Annotated in this window: 20 protein-coding genes; 13 read left to right on the top strand and 7 right to left on the bottom strand. The window is 64.9% G+C overall.

Annotated features, from left to right (window positions below; translation table 11 throughout):
• Positions 1-2: 2 nt before the first annotated feature.
• The gene (locus ABFE16_14745; protein MEN6346555.1) at positions 3-206 is read right to left on the bottom strand and encodes a hypothetical protein; all 204 of its coding nucleotides are present in this window, start codon (positions 204-206) and stop codon (positions 3-5) included.
• 55 nt (positions 207-261) lie between these two features.
• Between ABFE16_14745 and ABFE16_14740 the strand changes: the two genes are divergently transcribed.
• The gene (locus tag ABFE16_14740) at positions 262-507 is read left to right on the top strand and encodes a hypothetical protein (GenBank protein ID MEN6346554.1); all 246 of its coding nucleotides are present in this window, start codon (positions 262-264) and stop codon (positions 505-507) included.
• Positions 508-572: 65 nt separating this feature from the next.
• Positions 573-911: a hypothetical protein gene (locus ABFE16_14735; protein ID MEN6346553.1), complete on the top strand. Its 339-nt coding sequence runs from the start codon at positions 573-575 to the stop codon at positions 909-911.
• Between the two features lie 77 nt (positions 912-988).
• Here the strand turns inward: ABFE16_14735 and ABFE16_14730 are convergent, their stop codons facing one another.
• Complete coding sequence (locus ABFE16_14730; GenBank protein ID MEN6346552.1) at positions 989-1,708, bottom strand: sigma-70 family RNA polymerase sigma factor; 720 nt, start codon at positions 1,706-1,708, stop codon at positions 989-991.
• Between the two features lie 282 nt (positions 1,709-1,990).
• Here ABFE16_14730 and ABFE16_14725 point away from each other — a divergent pair, with 282 nt between their 5' ends.
• The 9 genes from ABFE16_14725 to bcp all read left to right on the top strand — a co-directional run bounded on the left by ABFE16_14725 (position 1,991) and on the right by bcp (position 13,777).
• Entirely contained in the window at positions 1,991-2,833 is an 843-nt protein-coding gene (locus tag ABFE16_14725) for a hypothetical protein (protein ID MEN6346551.1), read from the top strand.
• Between the two features lie 54 nt (positions 2,834-2,887).
• Positions 2,888-3,700 carry a hypothetical protein gene (locus ABFE16_14720; protein ID MEN6346550.1) on the top strand — a complete coding sequence of 271 codons (813 nt, stop codon included), beginning with the start codon at positions 2,888-2,890 and terminating at the stop codon, positions 3,698-3,700.
• Positions 3,697-6,375 carry a hypothetical protein gene (locus ABFE16_14715; protein MEN6346549.1) on the top strand — a complete coding sequence of 893 codons (2,679 nt, stop codon included), beginning with the start codon at positions 3,697-3,699 and terminating at the stop codon, positions 6,373-6,375. The genes ABFE16_14720 and ABFE16_14715 overlap by 4 nt, the downstream gene beginning before the upstream one ends.
• A 54-nt stretch (positions 6,376-6,429) precedes the next feature.
• The gene (locus tag ABFE16_14710; protein ID MEN6346548.1) at positions 6,430-7,488 is read left to right on the top strand and encodes a Gfo/Idh/MocA family oxidoreductase; all 1,059 of its coding nucleotides are present in this window, start codon (positions 6,430-6,432) and stop codon (positions 7,486-7,488) included.
• Between the two features lie 112 nt (positions 7,489-7,600).
• Positions 7,601-8,485, top strand: a complete 885-nt coding sequence (locus tag ABFE16_14705; protein MEN6346547.1) for a DMT family transporter — start codon at positions 7,601-7,603, stop codon at positions 8,483-8,485.
• A 4-nt stretch (positions 8,486-8,489) separates the two neighbouring features.
• The gene (gene recG, locus ABFE16_14700) at positions 8,490-10,895 is read left to right on the top strand and encodes an ATP-dependent DNA helicase RecG (protein MEN6346546.1); all 2,406 of its coding nucleotides are present in this window, start codon (positions 8,490-8,492) and stop codon (positions 10,893-10,895) included.
• 34 nt (positions 10,896-10,929) lie between these two features.
• Positions 10,930-11,739 (top strand): hypothetical protein, encoded by an 810-nt coding sequence (locus tag ABFE16_14695; protein MEN6346545.1) that lies wholly within the window; start codon positions 10,930-10,932, stop codon positions 11,737-11,739.
• A gap of 137 nt (positions 11,740-11,876) precedes the next feature.
• Positions 11,877-13,232 carry an aspartate kinase gene (locus ABFE16_14690; protein MEN6346544.1) on the top strand — a complete coding sequence of 452 codons (1,356 nt, stop codon included), beginning with the start codon at positions 11,877-11,879 and terminating at the stop codon, positions 13,230-13,232.
• A gap of 74 nt (positions 13,233-13,306) precedes the next feature.
• Positions 13,307-13,777: a thioredoxin-dependent thiol peroxidase gene (gene bcp, locus ABFE16_14685; GenBank protein MEN6346543.1), complete on the top strand. Its 471-nt coding sequence runs from the start codon at positions 13,307-13,309 to the stop codon at positions 13,775-13,777.
• Between the two features lie 23 nt (positions 13,778-13,800).
• On the opposite strand, the gene ABFE16_14680 is transcribed toward bcp, so the two are convergent.
• Positions 13,801-14,988: a Gfo/Idh/MocA family oxidoreductase gene (locus ABFE16_14680; protein MEN6346542.1), complete on the bottom strand. Its 1,188-nt coding sequence runs from the start codon at positions 14,986-14,988 to the stop codon at positions 13,801-13,803.
• Positions 14,989-15,157: 169 nt separating this feature from the next.
• Here ABFE16_14680 and ABFE16_14675 point away from each other — a divergent pair, with 169 nt between their 5' ends.
• Positions 15,158-15,835 carry a hypothetical protein gene (locus ABFE16_14675; protein MEN6346541.1) on the top strand — a complete coding sequence of 226 codons (678 nt, stop codon included), beginning with the start codon at positions 15,158-15,160 and terminating at the stop codon, positions 15,833-15,835.
• Positions 15,836-15,862: 27 nt separating this feature from the next.
• Here the strand turns inward: ABFE16_14675 and ABFE16_14670 are convergent, their stop codons facing one another.
• The 4 genes from ABFE16_14670 to ABFE16_14655 all read right to left on the bottom strand — a co-directional run bounded on the left by ABFE16_14670 (position 15,863) and on the right by ABFE16_14655 (position 20,129).
• Positions 15,863-16,819 (bottom strand): NAD(P)H-quinone oxidoreductase, encoded by a 957-nt coding sequence (locus ABFE16_14670; protein ID MEN6346540.1) that lies wholly within the window; start codon positions 16,817-16,819, stop codon positions 15,863-15,865.
• A 4-nt stretch (positions 16,820-16,823) separates the two neighbouring features.
• A complete protein-coding gene (locus ABFE16_14665) occupies positions 16,824-17,828 on the bottom strand; it encodes a Gfo/Idh/MocA family oxidoreductase (protein ID MEN6346539.1) in 1,005 nt (334 codons plus the stop codon).
• Positions 17,825-18,829, bottom strand: a complete 1,005-nt coding sequence (locus tag ABFE16_14660) for a zinc-binding alcohol dehydrogenase (GenBank protein MEN6346538.1) — start codon at positions 18,827-18,829, stop codon at positions 17,825-17,827. Before ABFE16_14660 ends, ABFE16_14665 begins: the two co-directional genes overlap by 4 nt.
• A 382-nt stretch (positions 18,830-19,211) precedes the next feature.
• A complete protein-coding gene (locus ABFE16_14655) occupies positions 19,212-20,129 on the bottom strand; it encodes an acetylxylan esterase (protein MEN6346537.1) in 918 nt (305 codons plus the stop codon).
• A gap of 190 nt (positions 20,130-20,319) precedes the next feature.
• On the opposite strand from ABFE16_14655, the gene prmA reads away from it, so the two are divergent.
• On the top strand, positions 20,320-21,210 hold the full coding sequence (prmA, locus tag ABFE16_14650) for a 50S ribosomal protein L11 methyltransferase (GenBank protein MEN6346536.1): 891 nt from the start codon (positions 20,320-20,322) through the stop codon (positions 21,208-21,210).
• Positions 21,211-21,490: the final 280 nt, after the last annotated feature.

Genomic DNA, 21,490 nt, shown 5'->3' with positions numbered 1-21,490 from the left:
TATCACCGTGGTGTCACGTCGGTGACGGCAGTCTGTGAGGAGGAGGGAATCGAGGTCGTGACCGCCAGCAAGGTGGGCTCGGACTGGATGATCCGCTCCGCTACGTAGCGCTCGACAACGTAGCCGGCAATGAGGCTGGCCACCATGCCACGATCGGCCTCAGTGGGCTGACGCGTCGCGGCCGCAGCCGGTGTGGCAGCGACCATGGTCGCGCTGTAGGTGGAGGGATTGCCTACAGGTCCAGTTGCAGAGGCCAGGCGAGTGCCCTCTGTGACGGCAGGTGCCGGTTCCTCCGGCTTCGTCCGTGGTTGTGGCCTGTCTGCAGAGACGTGGGCGCGCGTGGTCCGGATGGAGGATGCCTCGCGTCTCGCCGAAGCGTGCCTGACCAAGCGGACCGGAGCGGCAGAAAGGGCCTTCGCAGGAGACAGCGGAGCCTGGGCAATCGCGACGCTCGGCGCCTTTGGTGCAGGCACGGTCGTCCTCGCGGGAGCCGGCAGCAAGGTCTGAGCAGGCTGGGACGCAACAGTGGTCGGTGAGGTCGGTGCGGGCAAGATCGGCTGCAGCCTTGGCGCATGCAAGACGAATATGTACAGGGAGGCGGCAGCCAGTGCCAGAACCCCACCGGTCGCCAGAATCGTGGGCGTCAGCCGCACCGGATGAGAGGGCCGTGGCTGCTGCTGAGTGTGTGCAGCGGCAGCCCGAATCCGGTCTGCCAGGCCGACTGGAAGGGGCGGCTCCTGGGCACGAGCTACCGCAAGCGGCCCTCGGACCGCTGCGATGCGCTCTGCCATGGCTGCACAGCGCGGGCAGCGGGCAAGATGCTCAGCGAAGGCATCTCGCTGCCCCTCGTCGAGGTCCGCGCCGAAGGCTTCACCCATCAGTTGTTCCGCGTCGCGGCATCTCATGTTTAGCCCGGCTTTCACGGCCCGGAGGTCTCGCAGGGCAGACTACGAACAGCCCGTTGCGCCCTTGCTCAGCCGCGTTACGACTAACGTTCCGTGTTGCCCTGGGGCACCTCGGCGACACTTTTCTGCGTGATCTGCAAGGTGCCCTGCTCGTAGCGCCGGTAGGCAACCGCGAAGGCATCCCTTGCACGTGCCACCCTTGACTTGAGGGTCCCCAGTGGGCAGCCCATCACCTGGGCTGCCTCCTCGTACTCCATTCCCTGCAGATCGATGAGCGTCAGGACGATGCGGTGTCGCGGCGATAGTGAGCGCAAGGCCGCATGGACGGCGGCACACAACTCCTGGCGCTCCACCTCAACGTCCGGCATCTGCGAGTAGTCGGGTACGCTGCGAGAGAACGCCCCGCTGGGCGTCTCGATGGCCTCATCAAGAGAAGGGCCGTCGGTATCGCGCCGGCGCTTACGGCGTCGAAGCTCATTGATGCAAGCGTTGACCGCGATTCGATACAGCCAGGTGCGGAAGCTCGCCTCGCCCTGGAACTTGAACCCCCGCAGGGCCTGAAGGACCCGCAGGAAGATGTCCTGGGTGATGTCCTCGGCGTCGGTGGCCCCGCACATCCGGTAGACGACACCATGAATGCGGCGATGATAGCGGTCAACCAGGGCACCGAAGGCGTCGTTGTTGCCCAACTGCGCCGCTTCGACCAGAACCGAGTCGGGACAGGCAAACTCGGCTGCCGGCGCGCCCTTGGTCACGGCCATCTCGCTGTCTGCGCCGAATTGTACAAACGCCCGTGCGGGCATTAGGTTCCACCCTTGATCACGCGGTACTCGAACCTGACTCTCACGGCTGTACGGGAGCGGCCGACCTGCAGCAGTCCGGGAACGTCAACACCGCCAAGACGACGGTTAGCCCTCATGATACCTCTTTGACAACGTACTGTCTACTACGTTGCATAGTTATCTTTGGCATAACCCGATCTGAGGTGTTCTTACACAGTCAGACGCAAGGGGCAGCGGAGGAGTTTCCCTGCGCGTGTGGAATACGTGCTCACGTGGTTTCCGCGCGACCTGAGGAGGCTTGCCGTGACCAACGAGCGCACGTGCCCCTACTGTGGCGGGAAGATCCCGATGGACCGGATCATCTGCCCGTACTGCAACCGCACCACGCCGACACCCGAGGTGGGGAAGACTCTCGAAGAGACGGTAGGAGTCCCGGAGCAGCCCGCTGCTCAGGAGGCCGCCGTTCAGCCTCCTGTTTCCGAGATACCGGTAGAGGGCGTGCCTGCGCCTGAGGCGCCGGTCGAAGGTGCCGGGATGCCGGCTGTTCCACCGCCGCCAGGGCCGGCCTACCCAACAACACCTCCAGGTATGCCACCGACACCCGGCATGCCGACTCCCCCGCCTCCACCACCGGCGGGGTCTGCCTATGGCGTTCCGCACATCTACGGGCAGCCGATTCCGGGCCAACCGCAGGCGGCTCAGGGCGTTCCGCCTTCGGTTCCGCCTGGGACGCAGCCTCCATATCCGCCGGGCACCCCAGTCCCGCCACAACCGGGGTCGTACCAGCCACCCTACAGCTATCCGCCACTGCCGGAGACTCCGGGCGGTCCTCCACGCTCGGGCGACGATACGATGGCGATCGTCGGGCTGATCCTGGGCATTGCCGGGATCCTCCTCTCCTGCTGCGGATGCGGGCTGATTCTGTGCCCCATCGGGCTTGTGCTGTCCATTGTCGCCCACAACCGGCGGCCGGGCGGCCTGAGTCTGGCCGGGATCATCATCGGTTCGGTGGGCACGCTGATGTTCGTCGCCTACATGGTGTACGTCGTCTACATGTCTGCGCACCCGGCGATGTACGAGGAGCTCATCAAGCGCATGTTTGACCAGATGGGCATGCCGGTGCCTCCCAACTTCCCGGGACGCTAGGCAGCCTAGAATCCTCGCAGACACACAGAACGGTTACCGGAGAGGTTGCCGGCTATGCAACTCGTCGCCTTGATGGTTATGCTCGCGGTGCCCTGTGGAGCCGCCGAGATACAGGTGACTTCAGACCCGCCCCTGCCCGCGCCGAACCTGATTGCCAATGCCGGTTTCGAGGAAGGCGAGGGTGACCTGCCCGCGCAATGGCACTGGGGAACGGCGGCGCCCGACAACTTCGAGACCCAGTGGACGGACCGCGGGCATACCGGCAGAGCGGTCTACCTCAAAGCCGAGGCCAGCTCCATGTCGGGCTACTGGGGGCAGACCGTTGGCGTCCAGCCGAACACCGACTATGTGCTGGCAGGTTGGTTCCGCCTGCGCGGCGGGAAGCTGCTGTGCTACGTGCACGCCTCCCCGGCCGGCGGTCCGAGTGTGAACGAGCGGTTCTACCAGCTCTCGCTGCTCAACCACTCGCTGGTTCCCGTGTTCCTCAAGCCTGAGTACATGCGCGGTCTCCCCGACCAGTGGCAACCCTTCCGCCTGCCCTTCCACGTTCCGGAGAAGTTGACTTCGGTGGCGGTCAGCGCGGGCATGTACTTCGCCGCGGGTGAAGTCCTGTACGACGATTTCCGACTGTTCCGTGCCACGACCGACTTGCAGGTGAAGGTGCAGGCTCCGGAGGGCCTGACGCAGGTGCAGGTTCTTGCGGGTGACCGCAAGGAGCCGCTCTTCGACAGTGGGCCGCTGAAGGGTGACAAGCAGTTTGAACGCAAGCTACCGGGCGTCTCCACCGAGACGGTCTACCACGTGGCTGTGACCACGGCCGGCGGCCAGAAGGTCGCCAGGGACTACCCGGCGGAGGTGGCTCCATGAGAGACCTGTTTCGGGGTCTGAGGGCGATGCCTGTCCTGGTGTTGCTCCTGGTCCTGGGAGCGGCGGCCTTCGCCCAGGAGATGCCACCGTATCCAGCCGGTCCGTTGCAGGATCTGCTGTGGCACCGCGAGGAACCCGGGATTGCCTTGCGGACGGACGGCGTGGTGGCTGAAGGGCCTCTGTTCGTGCGAGAGGCGGACAGCAAAACCGAACTGGCGCTTCCGACGCGTCCGGATGCACCACTCGCTGTGCACTGGTCGGCGAAGGCGGAAGGCAAGTGGGTCTTCGGCGAGGTCACCATCACGAACCGCGGGCCGCGGCAGATGAAGCTGGAAGTGGGCCTGCGTCTCGGCACCTCGATGGCAGCGAAGGAGTTCTTCGACGGCGAACGCCCGCTGGCAGCCACGATCGCCCAGAGGAACGAGCGGTACGAAGGTCGCTTCCCGCTGACGGCTCTCTCCAACGCCTCGGCGTGTCTGGCCGTGGGCTATCTGCCCGACCAGTGGCTATCCTACCTGTGCCACAGCTTCACGCCCGGTGAGGGGACCTCTACCCTCGAGACGGCCACGCGGATTGTTGTTGATCCGGGCAAGTCGGAAACGGTGAACCTGCTGGCCGGGTTCTTCACGACGCGGTGGGGCTACCGTGAGGCCCTGCACTGGTACTACGAGACCTTCCCGAGCTTCTTCTCACCGCGACCGGGAGTCGATCCGCGGGCGAGTCTGAACGGTGGCAGCTACCTGGCCTGGACCACCTCGCCCAAGCCGGAGCTGTGTCGACGGATGCAGGCCGGCTGGGAGTGGTGCTACGCCCCCTTCAAGCGGACCGGCGACATCTACGGTCGTCCGGAACTGTGGGACTACACTCCGGCCCGACCCCATAGCGGCGACCGTCTGCTCCCGATTGACCAGTACCATAAGGTGCGGAAGGCGCGCTTCGATGCAGGAAAGCTGTGCGACGTCGCCATGATGTGCTACATCCCCTCGCAGATCTGGTGCGAGGAACAACTGGCCAACTCGCGCTACCAGGATGCGCTCATCACCGACTCGCGAGTGACTTTGCGCTTCGACAAGCCCTGGGTGACCGGTCCGGACAATGAGGTGCGAGTGTTCCCGTACCAGACCAGTTTCGGCAAGCAGTCACTGCTGGACATGAAGGCGATGGTCGACGGGAACAATATCCAGGGGTTCGCCTTCGATACCGCCAACGGGGGAGCCAAGTACTTTGGGCCGGCAGTGAACCAATGCCCTGGACGGGCCTGGGATGACCGCGGCGTGTATGTGGATGAGGGTGTGGCGATCGCCAAGCTCATGGATTGGTGCCATGAGAATGAGGATGCCGAGGGACGGCCGCTGTCCGTGGTCAGCAATCCCGGCGGCTTGCCCTGCTACCTGACTCCCCTGCGCTCGGACTCGGCGATGCTCGAGGCCGATCCGATGACGGTGGACGGCTGGACCGCCCAGTGTCTACGCAACTTCCTGGGTCACAAGACGATGGTGTTCTGGGAGACCTACGAACTGGAAGAGATGCTCAACTACGAGGGCATGACGGCCACGCAGATGGAGGACGCGCTGCGGGGTCTGGACGACTACACCATCATCGCCTGCCTGCAGGTGGCCGGCGTGCCAACGCCCCGGATCTGCCTCGGTCACCGCAAGCTCGTGCGATGGTTGCCACTGCTGATGGAGATTGCCCAGACGGGCTGGCAGCCGGTTCCTGCCGCCACCTGTGACGGGCCCTTTGTGATGAGTCGCGCCGGCAAGGGGCGGCGGCAGTTCCTGATGACCGGCAACAAGACGGCGGAGATAAGGGTCGCCACGATTGACGCGGACGACCGCTGGTTCGGCGAGGGAGCGATGCTGTTTGCCCGGGAGGGCAGCAGCGAACCCATGCCCAATGAGGTCCGTGGCGGGCAGACTCAGATGAGCGTCCAGGTCGCTTCGCGTGACGCTCTGGTCCTGCGGTCCGCGCTGCAACTCAACCCGGCTCCGGAAGGTCTGCGGGCTGCGGTCAGCGTCAACCAGGGGCTTGCCCAGACCGTACTGAGGATCGCACTACAGTCTGCGACGCCGGCGCAGGTTACGTTGGCACTTCCGGACTGGGGCCGCTTCTCCCCCACCGGACTGAAGATCGACGGGCAGGTATTGACGCTGGCTCGGGACAAAGAGGGCTGGAAGACCGAGCGGCCGGTCACGCTTACAGGCACGCAGGAGTGCCTGGTGACCCTTCGTTCGAACTGCTTCGAGGTGGATCAGGCGACGGTGGACAACTTCCCGTGGGTCGATCTGCCGGGCAAGGCATGTGGCTTCGGGATTGAGGCTTCTCCGGCTGACCCGCAGGTTGCCTACGCTGCCCAGCGCCTGGCCGACTACTTCCCCTACTACTACTCCGCGGCCGTCCGACCACCGGTGACCCTTGCGCCGCCGCAGGTCTCTGAGAAGGCCGCGGCAGGGAAGCCGCGAGTGGCGCTGCGAGTTGAGGCCGGACTCACGCAGGCGTGTCAGATCCGGGCCGATGCAGCGGGTCTGGTCATCAGCGGTCGGACCGGAGCCGACGTGAAGCAGGGGGTCTACGACCTGCTTGCGGTGTTGGACAAGCGTTACGAGTACGCCGGCGGCCTCACGGGGACCGCAGCGATCAGGGCGACCGGCCTCGCCGGCGAAGACATCAAGTAACTCAGTCGGGCGGCGCTCTACAGGCTGCCGGAGAGCATCAAGGAGATCGGACTCATGTCGCGCACTTACGGATACGGCATTGTCGGCTGCGGGGTCATCAGCCCCGTTCACCTGGAGGCTATCTCACGGGTGCCGCGGGCGAAGCTGGTTGCGACCTGTGACCTCATCGAGGAGCGGGCGAAGGGGGCTGCGGAGAAGTGGGGCGCCGAGGCCTACTATACGGACTTCAACGACCTGCTGGCGCGTGCGGACATCGACGTCGTCCACATCACGACGCCCAGCAGCCATCACCATGTAGTGAGCATCGCGGCCTCAAAGGCGGGCAAGCACAGCTTCGTGACTAAGCCGATCGACGTGACGCTCGAGAACATCGACGCCATGATCGCGGCGGCGCAGGAGAACGGAGTGAAGCTGGCTGCGGTGCACCAGTTCCGTGCCTATGCCAGCTACAGCGCCCTGAAGAAGGCGGTAGAGGAGGGGCGACTGGGGACCGTCTACTACGGCAATGCCTTCGTCCCCTGGTGGCGGGCGCAGGAGTACTATACGGACCATTGGCAGGGCACCTGGCAGTGGGATGGCGGCGGTGCCCTGATGAACCAGTCGGTGCATTGGGTCGACCTTCTCCTGTGGATCATGGGCGAGGTGGAGAGCCTGGGCGGCTATGCGGGGACCCTGGCGCACGACATGGAGACCGAGGACATCGGTTCGGTCGCCATCCAGTTCAGAAATGGTGCGCACGGGGTGCTGCAGGGCACGACCCTGACTCACAAGGGCATGAAGACGAGGCTGGAGGTCCACGGCTCCAAGGGCAACGTGGTGATCGAGGGCGACAAAATCACCCACTGGGACGTGGAAGGCGAGGAGAGCCTGGCGCAGGCGTCCACAGAAGGTGCTACCTCCTCCGCCGATCCGAGGGCCGGATTGGGTGACGGAATCGGTGCCCACCAGGTGCAGATCGAGGCCTTCATCGACTGGCTCGAAGGTACCGGCGCGGCACTTGTTCCCGGCCCTGAGGCGCGACGCGCAGTCGAGTTCAACCTGGCGGTGTACGAATCGCAGCGAACCGGCGCGAAGATCAGCTTCCCGCTGGGCAAGGTCCAGGGGCGTTTCTGAGCCACAGGGTCACAGCATAGCACCGGACCCCGGCTCTCACTGAGCAGGAGGGGTCTGGACAGCACGTTGGCGGCCCTGACCGGCCGGTAAGGTGCCCTCCGGGAAGGACCACATGAGCACGACTGCTCACGCCTATCTGCTCGCCGCCCTGGCCGCTGTGTGCTGGGGCGTCGTCGTGATTCCGCTCAAGCTGTCACGCATCTCCGGTCGCCTCGGCATTGGGATCTCGCTGACCACTGGGACGCTGGTGATGATCCTGCTGTCGGGGCGCGAGATGACACAGGTCTTCTCGTTTCGGCCTGCGCTCTGGGCGCTCTATGCGGTGACCGGGGGCCTGCAGTTCACTCTCGGGTGCATGCTCTACTACGAGGCCGTCCGGATCGGCAACATCAGTGTGGCGGTGCCGATTACCCGGGTCAAGGCGATTCCCATCCTGTTCCTCAGCATCGCCCTGGGGCTGGCGACCTTCAAGTGGTCGCTGCTCGGGGCCTGTATCCTGGTGGTGCTGGGCGGCATTCTGGTCGGCCTGGAGCCCAACCATCCGAACCGCGGGGAAGAGGAGCGACAGACACACCGGCTGTGCATCCTCCTCTCGATGATCTCCTGCGCCTGCTGGTCGGTTGGCGAGACGCTGATCGGGACGCTGCCCAAGGAGATTGGGGCTGTGGCCACCAACGGTCTGCTGCTGGCAGCGGGTTGGTTGCTCTACGCGGTGTATGCGACGACCTCAGGGACCTGGCGGGAATTCCGCACGGTGCCCCTGCGCGATGCCCTGTGCTATGTGATTCACGGTCTGGTTAGCTTCTCGGGGGCCTACGTGCTGTTCGTGGCTTCGGTGAAGCTCGTCGGACCACCGCGTGCGACTTGTATCACCGCCACCTATCCGCTGATCTCGGCTGTGGTGGGGTGGTTGGTGTTCAAGGAGAAACTCTGGTGGAACGTAATCCTCGGCGCCCTGCTCCTTGTGGGCGGCGTGATCCTGTTGCAGTTTGCCTGAGACCATGACTCGACCGAACCTGACGATACCGGTAAAGCCGACGGAGCTTGAGCTCAAGCTCGGGTGTGAGGACCGCGCCGTCGAAGGCGGCTACGCGGCCATGATCCGCACCTGGGCTGAGGACCAGATTCCGCGGGCCGATCCCGATCTCGCCCGGCGGCTGGAGCGACTTGCGGCGGCCGTCGTCGAGTACGGGCGCATGCCTGTTCCGCAGCGCCGGGAAGTGTGCGAGAAGGTCCTGCGGGCGCTGGAGCTGTACCGCAAACGCTACCGCAGCGGACAACCTCCCGACAAGCTCACGGCCGACCACGGACTGGGTTTCCTGCGGGGCGTCGGGCCGCGTCGCGCTCAGACTCTGCGCAATCTCGGCCTGCATACGGTCGGCGACTTGCTGCGCCACTACCCCGTCCGCTATGACGACCGACGCGTTCTCCCCCTGGCCGCCTCGCTCGAGCACCGACAGTCCGCCACGCTCATCGTCACCGTCACCGAACTGGGGCACGTCGTTGGGCGCCGTGGCCGAGCAATGGCACAGGTGCCCGCCACTGATGGAGCTACCGACCTGACCCTCGTGTGGTACAACCAGCAGTACCGTGCGCAGCAGTTCGAGCCCGGAACCGTGCTGGTGGTCAGTGGTCAGGCTACCCTCTATCGTGGTCAGCTCCGCTTCATCGTGGCGCAGACGGAGATGCTCTCCCGTGGAGGGGAAGCGCAGGAGGAGGAGGGCGAGACCCAGGAGCAGACTCCCCAGGACAGCGATGAGCAGCGGCTCAGTGTGGGGCGAATCGTCCCCATGTACCGACTGACCCGGGGCGTCTCACAGGGCTGGCTGCGCGGACTGGTCGCCGAGGCCCTGGAGGCCTGCGACCCGTTGCCGGAAGGTGTTGTGCCTGCCTCGCTCGCTGAAGCGCGAGGGCTGATGCCCCTCCCGGAGGCACTGCGTCAGGTTCACTTCCCGACAGACGACACCTTGCGTAAGGCGGCTCATGCCCGCATCGCCTACGAGGAGCTGTTCGAGCTGCAGGTGGTTCTCGCCCGGCGCAAGACCTCACTCACCCAGGACTCCGGGAGCGCCTCGCTTCCCGGACACGCGCTGATGGCGGAGTTCATCGCCGCTCTCCCCTTTGCCCCGACCGGCGCACAACTCAGGGTGCTGGCAGAGATTGCCGGTGACCTGGAGCGCCCGACGGCCGCCAACCGGCTTATCCACGGCGATGTGGGATCGGGCAAGACGGTGGTGGCGGCCTTCGCACTCATGTCGGCGGCTCGAGCAGGGAAGCAAGGTGCACTGATGGCGCCGACCGAACTCCTCGCTGAGCAGCACTACAAGACACTCCGTGAGCCCTTGCAGCGACTGGGCATCCCCTGCCGCCTGCTGACCGGGAGCATGACGGAGGACAGCAAGCGACGACTGCGTGAGCACCTCGAAGTGACCGGCGGCGAGGTCGTGGTCGGCACGCACGCACTGTTTCAGGAGGCGGTCCGCTTCAGAGACCTGGCCGTCGCCGTCGTGGATGAGCAGCACCGGTTCGGCGTTCGCCAACGTGCCGAACTGAGTGGCAAGGGCGACGGCTGCAAGGTGTTCGTCATGTCGGCGACGCCGATCCCGCGCACCCTGGCCCTGACCGCCTACGGAGACTTCGATGTGTCGGTGTTGGATGAACTCCCGCCGAATCGCAAGCCGGTCCTCACCGTCCTGGCCTGGGGCAAGGAGCGTCTGCAGGCCTACGAGACTGTTGCCGCACGAGTGGCCGCCGGGCAGCAGGCATACCTCGTGTGCCCGCTGGTGGAGGATGGCGGATCCAACGACGTAGCCGCCGCCGAGAGGGAGTTCCACCGTCTCCAGGAGGGCCACTTCGCCGGCCTGCGCCTCGGGCTGCTCCATGGAAGGAAGGACAGCGCCGAACGCGAAGAGACTATGCGCAAGTTCCGCGAGGGCGAACTCGACATCCTGGTCGCGACGACGGTGATCGAGGTCGGAGTCGATGTGCCCAACGCAACGGTGATGCTGGTGGAGAACGCGGAACGGTTTGGGCTGGCCCAGCTCCATCAGCTTCGCGGGCGCATTGGCCGCGGCACCGAGGAGAGCATCTGCATCCTGCTCACCCGCGCCTCGGCACCGGACGTTGTGGACCGCTTGCGAGTGCTGGAACGCACGACGGACGGCTTCGAAGTTGCGGAAGAGGACCTGCGGCGACGCGGTCCGGGGGAGTTGGCGGGAACACGGCAGAGCGGTCTCCCAGACCTGCGGATGGCCGACCTGATTGCCGACACACCCACGCTAGTGCAGGCCCGCGAGGATGCCTTCACCTTGCTGGAGGCCAACCCGTCCTTGTCGGGCGACGATACCAGGGCCTTGCGTGAGGCCCTGGAGCGGCTGGAACAAGAGGAGACGGACTGGGCGATATAACCCTTACAGAAGCAAGGCTTGGAGGAGGTCTACAATGGCTGTGCTGCCGACGATGCGCCTGGGCGAAGTTGAGGTCAGCCGTCTCATTTGCGGGTCGAACCCCTTTCTGGGGTACTCCTACCGTTCACCGGCTCACAATGCCTGGCAGCGGAAGGTGATGACGCCGGACCGGATCGCCCAGCTCCTGGAGAAGTGCCTGGAGTGCGGCATCAACACGATGGCCGGCAACTACGACGACGAGGGAACGCTGCACCAGGCCCGAGTTCTGTGTGAGAAGCGCGTTGGCAAGGCTCCGCACTGGATCGCCTACACTCACGGCCCCCTGGCCCGCCAACTGGAGGTCATAGACAAGCTCGCAGACCAGGGCGCCTTCGCCATCTATATCCAGGGCGGACAGGTCGACAGTTGCTTCAACTACAACTACGTGGGCGCCGTCGTCCTTGACGGCCAGGACCATATGGAGCAGGTCGTCCCGTGGCTGGCGCGGATCCGGGAGCGTGGCTGCGTGCCGGGACTTGGCAGCCACAGACCACAGATCATCGAGGTTGCCGAGCAACGGGGCTACGACGCGGAGTTCTACGCCATGCCACTGAACTTCGTCGGAGTCTACTGCGACTACGCCCCGGCCGTGCGGGTGATCAACGAGATCAAGAAACCCTTCGTAGCGATCAAGGCACTCGGGGGCAGCGCCAGGATTCCGCCCGAGGAGGGCTTCACCTGCGCCTTCACGGCACTGAAGAGGACCGACGCGGTGGCAGCGGGCATTGAGAACGAAGAGAGTGTCGAGTACAATGCCGCCTACGTCGCCCGCCTCCTGGCGATGCTCGACGGCAAGACCTTCTGAGCCGGTCTGAACGGCGGCGACTGAGCCAAGCGGGATGACTGGTGGCACAACCTGCGAACCCACTGCACTACGGTGACCCGACCCGGAGCGACCTTGCGTTGCCCTGACGGGCCATCGGCCTTGATGGAGAGAGCACAATGAAGGTAGCGAAATTCGGCGGCACTTCCCTCGCCTCGGCGGAACAGATCACCAAGGTTGCCCAGATCGTGAAGGAGGATCCGGAGCGGCGCATCATCGTCGTGTCGGCTCCCGGGAAGCGGTTCAAGGAAGATAGCAAGGTTACGGATCTACTGATCGCTTGCGCCGAGAACCAGCTTGCCATGGGCAATCCGGGACCGGCCTTCGATGCGGTGGTCCAGCGCTTCGAGGAGATCCGCGCCGACCTTGATCTGCCACAGGCGGTCGTCGACGGCATTCGCCAGGACCTGCAACAGCGGCTTCAGAGCGATGGCACGGACCGCGGGCGCTTCATGGACACCGTCAAGGCAGCGGGCGAGGACTACAGCGCCCAGATCGTCGCCCAGGCCTTCGTCAAGCTGGGCATCGAGGGTGCGCATTACGTGAACCCGCGCGAGGTTGGTCTGCTGCTGAGCGACGAGCCGGGGAATGCGCGCGTCCTGCCGGAGTCCTACGAGAACCTGAAGGTGCTTCGTGACGAGCCGGGAGTAGTGGTGTTCCCGGGGTTCTTTGGCCGCACTCGGAGCGGGGCAGTCGCTACCTTCCCACGTGGCGGCTCCGATATCACCGGCTCGATTCTTGCCCGGGCGGTCGGCGCCGAGGAGTACGAGAACTTCACCGATGTGGACTCGGTCGGCGTGGTGGACCCGAGGATCGTCCCCCATGCGAAGCCGATCGAGTGTCTCACCTACCGCGAGATGCGAGAGCTCTCGTACACGGGCTTCAGCGTCTTCAACGACGAAGCGCTGGAGCCGGTCGCGCAGGTCGGTGTGCCGGTACGGATCCGCAACACCAACAACCCGCAGGCGCCAGGCACCCGAATCGTCGGAGAGCGCGAGTGCTCGCCGGGGGTTGTGGCAGGTGTCGCTGCCGACCGTGAGTTCTGCATTGTCTTCGTGCGCAAGTACCTGATGAATCGTGAGCGCGGCATCGGGCGGAAGCTGCTGGAGATCGTCGAAGAAGAGGGTCTGTCCTGGGAGCACGCCCCGTCGGGGATTGACGACATCTCGGTAATCCTGAGGGAAGCGGAGTTCACCGACCTCGTCGAGGAGCGGGTCAAGCAGCGGATCATCGCGGAGCTGAACCCCGACGACGTAACCGTGGAGCGCGGCTTCGGCCTCGTGGTAATCGTCGGCGAGGGCATGAGGCACACGGTGGGAATCACGGCTCGTGCCGCAAAGGCCCTGGCTGGCGCCGGCGTCAACATCGAGATGATCAACCAGGGCTCCTCGGAGATCAGCATCGTGTTCGGGGTGATGCAGGAACGCTGTGATGATGCCGTACGAGCCCTGTACTACGAGTTCTTTGGCGACTAGACGGAGGCAACCGGCATCCAGGCGTCTGACAGGTCTGTGGCGTGCCCCATACTCCACAAGGAGGTCGAGCAACCATGGCCGAGATCGCAGAAGGGAAGAAGGCGCCGGCGTTCTCGCTCGAGGCCAGCACGGGCGGCAAGATCAGCCTCAAGGACTTCAAGGACAAGTCACACGTCGTGCTGTACTTCTACCCCAAGGACCTGACCTCGGGCTGCACCAAGGAGGCTTGCAGCTTCCGCGACCTGCGGAAGGAGTTCGAGGACGCCGGGGCAGTGGTCCTGGGTGTCAGCACCGACGACCTGACTTCCCACGGCAAGTTCGTCGCCAAGCATGAACTGAACTTCCCACTTCTCAGTGACCCGGGGGCCACGGTGGCCACGAAGTATGGAGTGTGGCAGGAGAAGAGCATGTACGGGAAGACGTACATGGGGATCGTGCGGACGACCTTTGTGATTGACAAGTCGGGCACGGTGCGGAAGATCTACCCGAAGGTGAAGGTCGATCAGCACGCCGACGAGGTGCTGGATTTCGTGCGGAGCCTGTAGGGTGCCGGACTCAAGAGGTCATCTCAGGCTTGCTCGCCTAGGCCCTCCTCGGGATCGCCGAGAGGGTGCGTTCTGTCTGCGAGCGGGAAGCTGACCATACCCCTGGATAGGTGCGCGGCGTAGATCCCGTAGATCATCTCCAGCGCGAGCCGGGCGCTGTACACGTTGGCGACGGGGTCCCGGTTCTCCTCGATAGAGCGCATCAGGTCCCAGACGGCGAAGCGGTTGCCCTCCAGGATGAACCTCGCGCCCGGGATGTCCCGCTGGCCGCACAGGGAGTAGTCCAGCGGCTCGGCACCGGGGATGACACGGTCCTCGGTGAGCGGCAGTTCCTCAAAACAGGCGCCGTACTCCAAGGAACCGGCCTGCCTGCTGATGCGGAGTTGCGACTGGGGTGCACCGCCGTCGTTGAAACGCATCGACAGGGCTCCCTCGGTCCCGGCTACGGTTACCCCCATGTGTACGTCCTCGCTCGTCTTGCCAAAGAGCCCGCGCTTGCTCTCGAAGACCCCACGCACGCCGCCGGGGAAACGGAAGTAGGCGAAGATGTCGTCGCCCGCCGCCGGGCCGATCGGCTCGACGGTCTGGCTTCTGTCGCCCCTGACGATGGCACGTCCGTCGACGGTGACCTCCGCGTAGACGTATTCCGGCGCACCAAAGAAGAAGGTCTCCAGGTCCAGGATGTGGGTGCCGAGGACGATCAGGTCCTCCCCGCCGCCGCGGTGGTCATCCTTGCCTCTGCCGAAGACTGTGATGGGCTGCCCGATCTCTCCGGCCTCGACCATGGCCTTCATGGCTCGGAAGGGCAGAGCGTACCGGGCGGGATGCGCCATGCAGAGGCGAATCCCCGTCCGCTCGACGATCTCGACGATCCGGTCGGCTTCCTGCAGGTTGGCAGTGATCGGCTTCTCGCAGTAGATATGACACCCCGCTTCCGCCACGGCCTGGATCTGGTCGAGGTGGTCGTAGGGATGCCGGGAGCACAGGACCACGATGTCGAGGGACTCCCTGGCCAGCATGTCGGTTAGGGAGGTGTAGTGACGCCTGGCGCCGGTGTAGCTCATCTTCGCTTCGAGGTCTTCAGTGTTGGAGTCGACATGCGCAACGACCTCGACGCCGGGCAGTCCACGGAAGGCGGTATGAAGGCCGTGGAGCCCGAGCATGGCCTTCGAGGTGTCCTTGACGATTCCGACGCGCCAGGTTCTTGCCATCCTTGATCCTCCAGGGTTGCGTCTGCTATCCGGGTGGGGAAGGTCAGTGAGAGCAGGAAGGGAAGTGTGCCCCTGACGCGTTAACGTCGGCAGGAAGAGCTCCTGGTCACCCACGCCCAGTATAGCCACCTATGCACCACGCGAGCGAACCAGCACGGGGAGGCAGGCAGTGATCGCACCGATTTCCCCTTCAACACGGACCGCCGGGTTCTGGTCCGCGGTACTCGCCACAGTGTTCAGCCTTGCGTACGACCTCGGGCAGATAGCCGAGTGGTTGGGATGGCTGGGCTCTCAGGGAGGGCCGGAGAGTTCGAGCTCCCCTCTTGGCCTTGTGGTACTCCTCACGCCGTCACTGTTCCTGGGCTCCGCGTTCCTGATGCTTGCGGTGAGCATCCATCAAGTGGCCCCACCCGACAGGAAGGTCTGGAGCCATGCAGCGGTAGCCTTCGCCACCGCCTACGCGGTCCTGATCAGCGTGACCTACTACGTTCAGCTCACCCTGGTGGCACCGCGCCTCGCCAGCGGACGTGTCGCCGGCCTTGAGCCCTTTCTGTTTGTCCCCTTCGACTCGTTTCTGTACTCCGTCGACATGCTTGGGTACAGCTTCATGAGTGTGGCGACCCTCTTCGCCGCCCTGGTGTTCACGGGGAACGGGATAGAGAGGGTCGCGCGGTGGTTCCTGACGGCCAACGGGCTGCTGCTGCCCTTCCTTGCGCTCCAGATCTACTTCCACTGGATGATATGGATCGCGGCCCTCTGGGCGGTGACCTTCCCGGGGTCAACCTGGTCCCTGGCCATCCTCTTCCGGCGCACACCTACGACGGCGGCCGGCGTCGAGCATACCTGAGTCTGGCATCGGCTCGTGGAGGCCCGCTCACGGAACCGTCAGCACGACTTTGCCGAGGTTCTCTCGGCGCTCGAGGATCGCGTGCGCCTCTTCGGCCTCGGTGATGGGCAGCGAGGCGTAGATCACCGGCTTGATCTTCCCCGAGGAGAAGGCGTCCCAGAGCACTCGCTCGAGACCGGCCAGTATCTCGCCCTTCATCTCTGAGGTGCGGCTCCTCAGCGTGCTGCCGATGAGCCGGAGGCCTCGCCGAAAGAAGAGGTTCATGTTCAACTCCGTCTTCGCGCCGCCCAGGGTCGCGATGACGATCCAGCGTCCGCCGACCGCCATCTTCTCGATGCAGCGCCCGAGTTCGGGGCCGCAGATGCAGTCCATCGCGATGTCCACCGGGTGCTCCTCCATGGCAGCGCCGAGGTCGCCGGTTGACCGGTTGATGACGAAATCGGCGCCCAACTCGCGAACGAACCTGGCCTTCTTCTCCGTGCTCACTGTCGTCATCACGAGGCCGCCAAGGGCTTTCACGAGCTGAATCGCGGCCATGCCGAGACCACTTGCCCCGGCCTGGATGAGCACCGTATCGCCCGCCTTCATGCCTCCCTCAATGCAGAGATTCAGATACGAGGTGGCAAAGGCCTCGGGGATCGCCGCTGCCTCAACCATCGAAAGGCCCTCGGGGACGGGCAGGACCATGTTCGCGGGCACAGCGACGCGTTCGGCGTACCCACCGCCTCCCAGGAGTGCGCACACTTTGTCGCCGGGCTTCCAGCGGCTGTCAGCGGGTGCTCGACTGACTACGCCCGCCACCTCAAGTCCCATCCACTCGGGCCAGCCGGGCGGCGGCGGATAGTTGCCGGCACGCTGCATCAGGTCGGCACGGTTCAGCGCGGCGGCATGGACGTCAAGGAGGATCTGGTCGGCCGCAGGGACGGGATCGGGGACTTCACTCCAGACCAACGACCGGTTGTCGCCTATCAGAACTGCGTGCATGGCATCATCCCCAGACGGTGTACCCGGCGGCGGCGAGGAGCGTCTCCTCCACCACGAGTTCGTGCTCGTACGGGTACGGGTTCTCGGTCTCGCCGTTGATGATCCGGGCAAGCTCGATGAGTTGGTCTTCATAGCGGCCGTTCATGGCGCCGACATCGATGAGGTGGGTGCCGGCCTTGTACTCCGGGTTGTCCTCGAAGAGGGTCAGCCGCACGTGCAAGGGGTCGAGGCGCTGCCGATCCCAGAGCTTTTCCAGCGGGCAGATCTCAGCGGTGCCCTTCGTTCCGCAGACGATCAGTCGGCGGTGCTTCATGCCGTCGACCTCTGTGATAGCGGAGCGGATGGTCGCCGTCGCCCGGGGGTACTCGAGCACGGCAAGCCCGTTGTCCATGAGCCCGTCGTCGCGGGTGGACTGCTGGAAGGGCACCACGTTGTCGGGCCGTCCGAGCATCGCGACCGTGAGGTCGATCAGGTGGCTGCCGAAGACGTACATCGCGCCGCCGGGATACCCCGACAGGAACCGGCGGTAGTTGTCGCCATCGTAGCGGCTCATGACCGCGTGGACCTCAAAGATGTCGCCGAGCCATCCCTCGCGCAAGGCCCGGAAGCAGAGGTTGATCGCCGGGTTGGTGCGGTACATATAGCCGAGCTGGATGGCCACTCCCCTAGCCCTGCAACCCTCAATCAGCCGCCGGAAGGGCTCCAGGGTCTCGCTGCCCGGCTTGTCCATGTGCATGTGCAGGCCGCGTTCCATGCAGCGGATGGCGGTGGCAGCAAGGTCCGGCATGTTCGTCTCGACCGCGACGGCCTGGAGGCCCGGTGTGCTGAAGAGTTGCTCTTCCGTCATCACCGGCACACCCTCGTAGGACCTGGGCGAGTGCCAGTCCGGGTTCTCTTCCGGTACGACGCCGACGACCTCGTAGAACTCCGTGAGGCCGCGGAGTGCGTCCATCTTGCCCGACGCGTGCTCGTGTCCGGTGCCAATCTGTCCGATCTTGATAGGGGTCATCGTATCCGCTTCCAATCAAAGACGATTCCGAGAGGTGGGTGCTTGTCCTCGGCGAGGCGTGTGTAGACCGCCGGAGCCTGCTGGGGAGAGACGATCTCTGAGATGATCGGCCGGACCTTGAGCCGACCGGCCGAAAGGAAGGCCAGGAGAGTGCGGTAGTCGTCGCCCTCAGTCCAGTAGCCGGGATAGGAGTCCACCTTCGGCCGCACCATGGTATGGGCTCCGATGAGCGACACGCCGCGCCGGTGGACGTACTGGTAGAAGTCGATGTTGGCGTCGGGGATCCGAGTGCAGCCCAGGAGGCTTACCCGACCTTCCCAGGCCACGTAGGTCAGCGCCTGCTGCAGCGCCACTGCGGAGCCGGTCACCTCGACGATCGCGTCGGCACCCTTGCCGTAGGTCAGCTCCTTGATCTTGTCGGCCAGACCCTCCTCATCGGGCGAGAAGGCGTAGTCCGCTCCGAGGGTCAGGGCGAGGTCGCGACGGCGCTTGTCGAAATCGGAGACAATCACCGGGATGGCCCCGTCAATCGCCGCCATCTGGGTGGCGAAGGTGCCAAGAAGCCCGAGGCCGATCACCATCGCGGATTCGCCCAGCTGGAGCTTGAGTTTGCGGACGCCCTGGAGGCCCATTGCGGCAATCGGGACGAAGGCTGCGTCGAGGGCTTCGATGTGATCGTCGCGGACCACGGTCAGACCGGCGGCCTTCTGCAGCGCATGGGAGCGGTGTCCCGACCAGTTCGCCAAGGCACGGTCGCCGACTTTGACCTTGTCGACGCCGTCGCCGATAGCGATCACGTGCCCAAGGCCACAGTAACCGGGGTAGAAGGGGAAAGCACCCGAGGTGTTCGGCAGGCCGACCAAGTTGGCTCGCTCGGTGCCGGCGCTGATGACGGTGAACTCGTTTTCCAGCAGAACCTCGCCCGGCCCGGGCTGTGGGACTTCAAAGGGCTTCAGCACAGCCGTACCGAGCGTTTCGAAGACAATATAATGTCCTGTCATGGGGACCTCTTCTCGCACCGTCGAAGGCCAGGCTCAAGGGACGGTTCTGCCTGGCGGCTTCGGCGGTTCTTGCGGCGTTGAGACCTACGAAGTCTCTGAGGGTAGTTTCCGTGTCGATCTGGCGCCGACCTCCTGATCTCAGGGGGGAAGGCAGAGGCCCGCACCCAAGCCCTATCCTGAGGGGGAGAGGCAGAAGGCGGCGCGACGGGGCGGAAGGCGGGCCCGGCTTGTCTTTGGCTTGAGTATGTGCGACGATGGGTCGAGGGGAGAGCAGGCAGCACACTGCCCCATCCGGAAGGACGGGGCAGTGCGTCTGGAGGGTGGGGGCGGTCTGTTGTGTCCGCAGCCCAGCACTGCGGCACAAAACCGCTGACCGAGGTGCCTAGACTGGAGAGCGAGACTTCGCAGCCCACTGCATCCAGCGCCCCAGCCAGTCAGGAACTTGCTGCAAGGTGCAGTGCCTCGCGCCAGGCAGTCGCCAGTACTCGCGCGGCCCCTTGAGGCTCTCATACATGGCCTGTATGCTCACCTCGGGTGCGCACTCATCAAGGGTCCCGGCGGTGATGAGGACAGGCGTCTCTACGCGAGCCGCGAAGCTCGCAGCCTTCAGGCGCCTTGTGTGACGGGAGGCGGTCAGAGCGGCCTCCGCGGCTGCAGGGGTATCCGCGGGAAGCACTCTCTGGACAGCCTCGGCGGGGCAGATCGGCTGATGGGCGACCACGTAGGAGATGAGCTCAGGTCGCAAGGCGGCGGTAGCCAGTGCAACTACAGCTCCGTAGCCCTCGCCGATCAGCCCAACCCTGGATACGGGCAGGTCGTTCATCCCCACAAGGACCTCCACCAGCCGACAGGTGTCCGAGATCGCCCGCGTCAGAGGGTGCTCTCGGGCAGTTAGGGAGGCGGAAACCTGCGGCACGTCGGCTCGCCAGGGGAAGATCACAACGCCCTGGCCGGAAGGGGCACGGACCGGATCACGGGAGGAACCGTCGGTCACATAGACGGCCAGCGAACGCATCTTGGCCGGGATCTGCAGGACGGCACGTCGCTCCAGGCCGTCTGCACCTTTGAACACTAACTCGCGACCTGCCCAGATAGACCAGTTGGGGGGCGTCTGCGACAGACGCCCCAACTGCGCGCGCCAGTATTCGTCAAACAGCCGGTCTTGCTGGTCCCCTCCTGCCTGGTCCTTCGGCTGCGTCGGTGTCGGGCAGAGTATCTCTGGCGCAGAGGCCAGGGCGTGGCTGAGAGGAGCGAACACCAGTACCAACAGGATTCCGGCCGGAAGAGCAGGGCTTGTCATGTCGCACCATCCCTCGAAGATGGGGTAGTCACTTGACCGCCTGTGCGGTCCTGCGTCACACTAAGCATCGGGCGAGCAGGCGAGTGTTGGATTCCAGGCCGGCAACCGCCCGGTAAAGGAACCGTTCACGTCCTGTGCGGCCGGGTCAGGCCGGTCGCGTTCAGCATCAACCGAAGGGAGTCGAGAGCTGTTGGAGTGGGTTAGGTTTTCCGTGAAATGCCCCTCAGCCGCCGTCGAGGCCGTTGTGGGGATCATGCTGGAGGTCACCGGTGCAGGACCCAGCGTGGAGGACTGCGGAGCCCTCAAGCTCGTGCGGTCCTACGTTGCGGTGGGTCCAGAGGCGGAGGAGAATCACCGCACGCTGGTGTCCCGGATGATGGACATCCCGGCGTATCTCGGGGGCAACTCCCCCATCGTCGTCGAGCGGGACATCGTGCGGGATGAGAACTGGGCGCAGGCCTGGAAGGAGTTCTACCATCCCCTGCGGATCGGTCGACGTCTGGTCATCAAGCCCTCCTGGGAGCCCTGGCCACCGGTTGAGGATCCCGAGGCTGCCCGGCCCGATGACGTGGTGATCGAGCTTGACCCGCAGATGGCCTTCGGCACCGGCACCCATCCAACTACACAGCTCTGCCTCGTCGCGCTGGAGGACCTCGTCACGCCCGGCGCCAGGATTCTCGATGTTGGCTGCGGCTCGGGGATTCTGTCGCTGAGCGCGGTACTGCTCGGAGCGGCGAGTGCTGTGGCAGTGGATGTCGATCCGGTGGCAGTGGAGACCGCCGGAGTCAACGCGGCCAAGAGCGGGGTTGGCGAGTCGGTGGAGGTTCGGCGGGGCGACATCACGGTTGTGCCCGAGCAAGGCTTCGACCTTGTCGTCGCGAACATCAATGCGCCCATCGTCTGCCAGATCGCCTCGGAGGTCTGGCGTCGCCTTCGCCCGGGTGGCTACTTCATCGCCTCCGGGATCATCGAGACCCTGATGGACAGCCCCCTAACGGCGATCAAGGACGCCGGCTTCCATGTTCCGGACATCCGTCGGCAGGAGGACTGGGTCGCCATCCTTGGGCGTCGGCCTGACTGAGAGACTCGTGAGGGCAGACGGCTGACGTTCGCCGACTCCGTGTTGAAGGGGCGGCACCGACGCTGGCGGCTAGCGCCAGCCAGTGCCCATCAGTGCTTCGGAAGTGACGCGCCGAAGGCCTTGACCTCACCCCCGTCTCGCGCTTGCTCGACTCCCCCTCTCCACGCGTGGCTATACATTACCCACATCTTGTTTTCTGGGGGGAGGAGGTTCTCAGCCGGGCGGCAAGAAGTATAGGTGCTTGAGGTGACTCAAGCATGTTTGACTGGCTTCTGTTGGA

This window comes from Armatimonadia bacterium, from assembly GCA_039679385.1.
In the GTDB taxonomy this organism is placed as follows: domain Bacteria; phylum Armatimonadota; class Zipacnadia; order Zipacnadales; family JABUFB01; genus JAJFTQ01.
Note: the sequence above shows the minus strand (reverse complement) of the source record. Positions and strands in the feature narration are given on the sequence as shown.

Coding starts and splice junctions, on each gene's coding strand:
- ABFE16_14745 (MEN6346555.1), bottom strand. CDS start 206: ATGGTCGCTGCCACACCGGCTGCGGCCGCGACGCGTCAGCCCACTGAG.
- ABFE16_14735 (MEN6346553.1), top strand. CDS start 573: ATGCAAGACGAATATGTACAGGGAGGCGGCAGCCAGTGCCAGAACCCC.
- ABFE16_14730 (MEN6346552.1), bottom strand. CDS start 1,708: ATGCCCGCACGGGCGTTTGTACAATTCGGCGCAGACAGCGAGATGGCC.
- ABFE16_14720 (MEN6346550.1), top strand. CDS start 2,888: ATGCAACTCGTCGCCTTGATGGTTATGCTCGCGGTGCCCTGTGGAGCC.
- ABFE16_14715 (MEN6346549.1), top strand. CDS start 3,697: ATGAGAGACCTGTTTCGGGGTCTGAGGGCGATGCCTGTCCTGGTGTTG.
- ABFE16_14710 (MEN6346548.1), top strand. CDS start 6,430: ATGTCGCGCACTTACGGATACGGCATTGTCGGCTGCGGGGTCATCAGC.
- ABFE16_14705 (MEN6346547.1), top strand. CDS start 7,601: ATGAGCACGACTGCTCACGCCTATCTGCTCGCCGCCCTGGCCGCTGTG.
- recG (MEN6346546.1), top strand. CDS start 8,490: ATGACTCGACCGAACCTGACGATACCGGTAAAGCCGACGGAGCTTGAG.
- ABFE16_14695 (MEN6346545.1), top strand. CDS start 10,930: ATGGCTGTGCTGCCGACGATGCGCCTGGGCGAAGTTGAGGTCAGCCGT.
- ABFE16_14690 (MEN6346544.1), top strand. CDS start 11,877: ATGAAGGTAGCGAAATTCGGCGGCACTTCCCTCGCCTCGGCGGAACAG.
- bcp (MEN6346543.1), top strand. CDS start 13,307: ATGGCCGAGATCGCAGAAGGGAAGAAGGCGCCGGCGTTCTCGCTCGAG.
- ABFE16_14680 (MEN6346542.1), bottom strand. CDS start 14,988: ATGGCAAGAACCTGGCGCGTCGGAATCGTCAAGGACACCTCGAAGGCC.
- ABFE16_14670 (MEN6346540.1), bottom strand. CDS start 16,819: ATGCACGCAGTTCTGATAGGCGACAACCGGTCGTTGGTCTGGAGTGAA.
- ABFE16_14665 (MEN6346539.1), bottom strand. CDS start 17,828: ATGACCCCTATCAAGATCGGACAGATTGGCACCGGACACGAGCACGCG.
- ABFE16_14660 (MEN6346538.1), bottom strand. CDS start 18,829: ATGACAGGACATTATATTGTCTTCGAAACGCTCGGTACGGCTGTGCTG.
- ABFE16_14655 (MEN6346537.1), bottom strand. CDS start 20,129: ATGACAAGCCCTGCTCTTCCGGCCGGAATCCTGTTGGTACTGGTGTTC.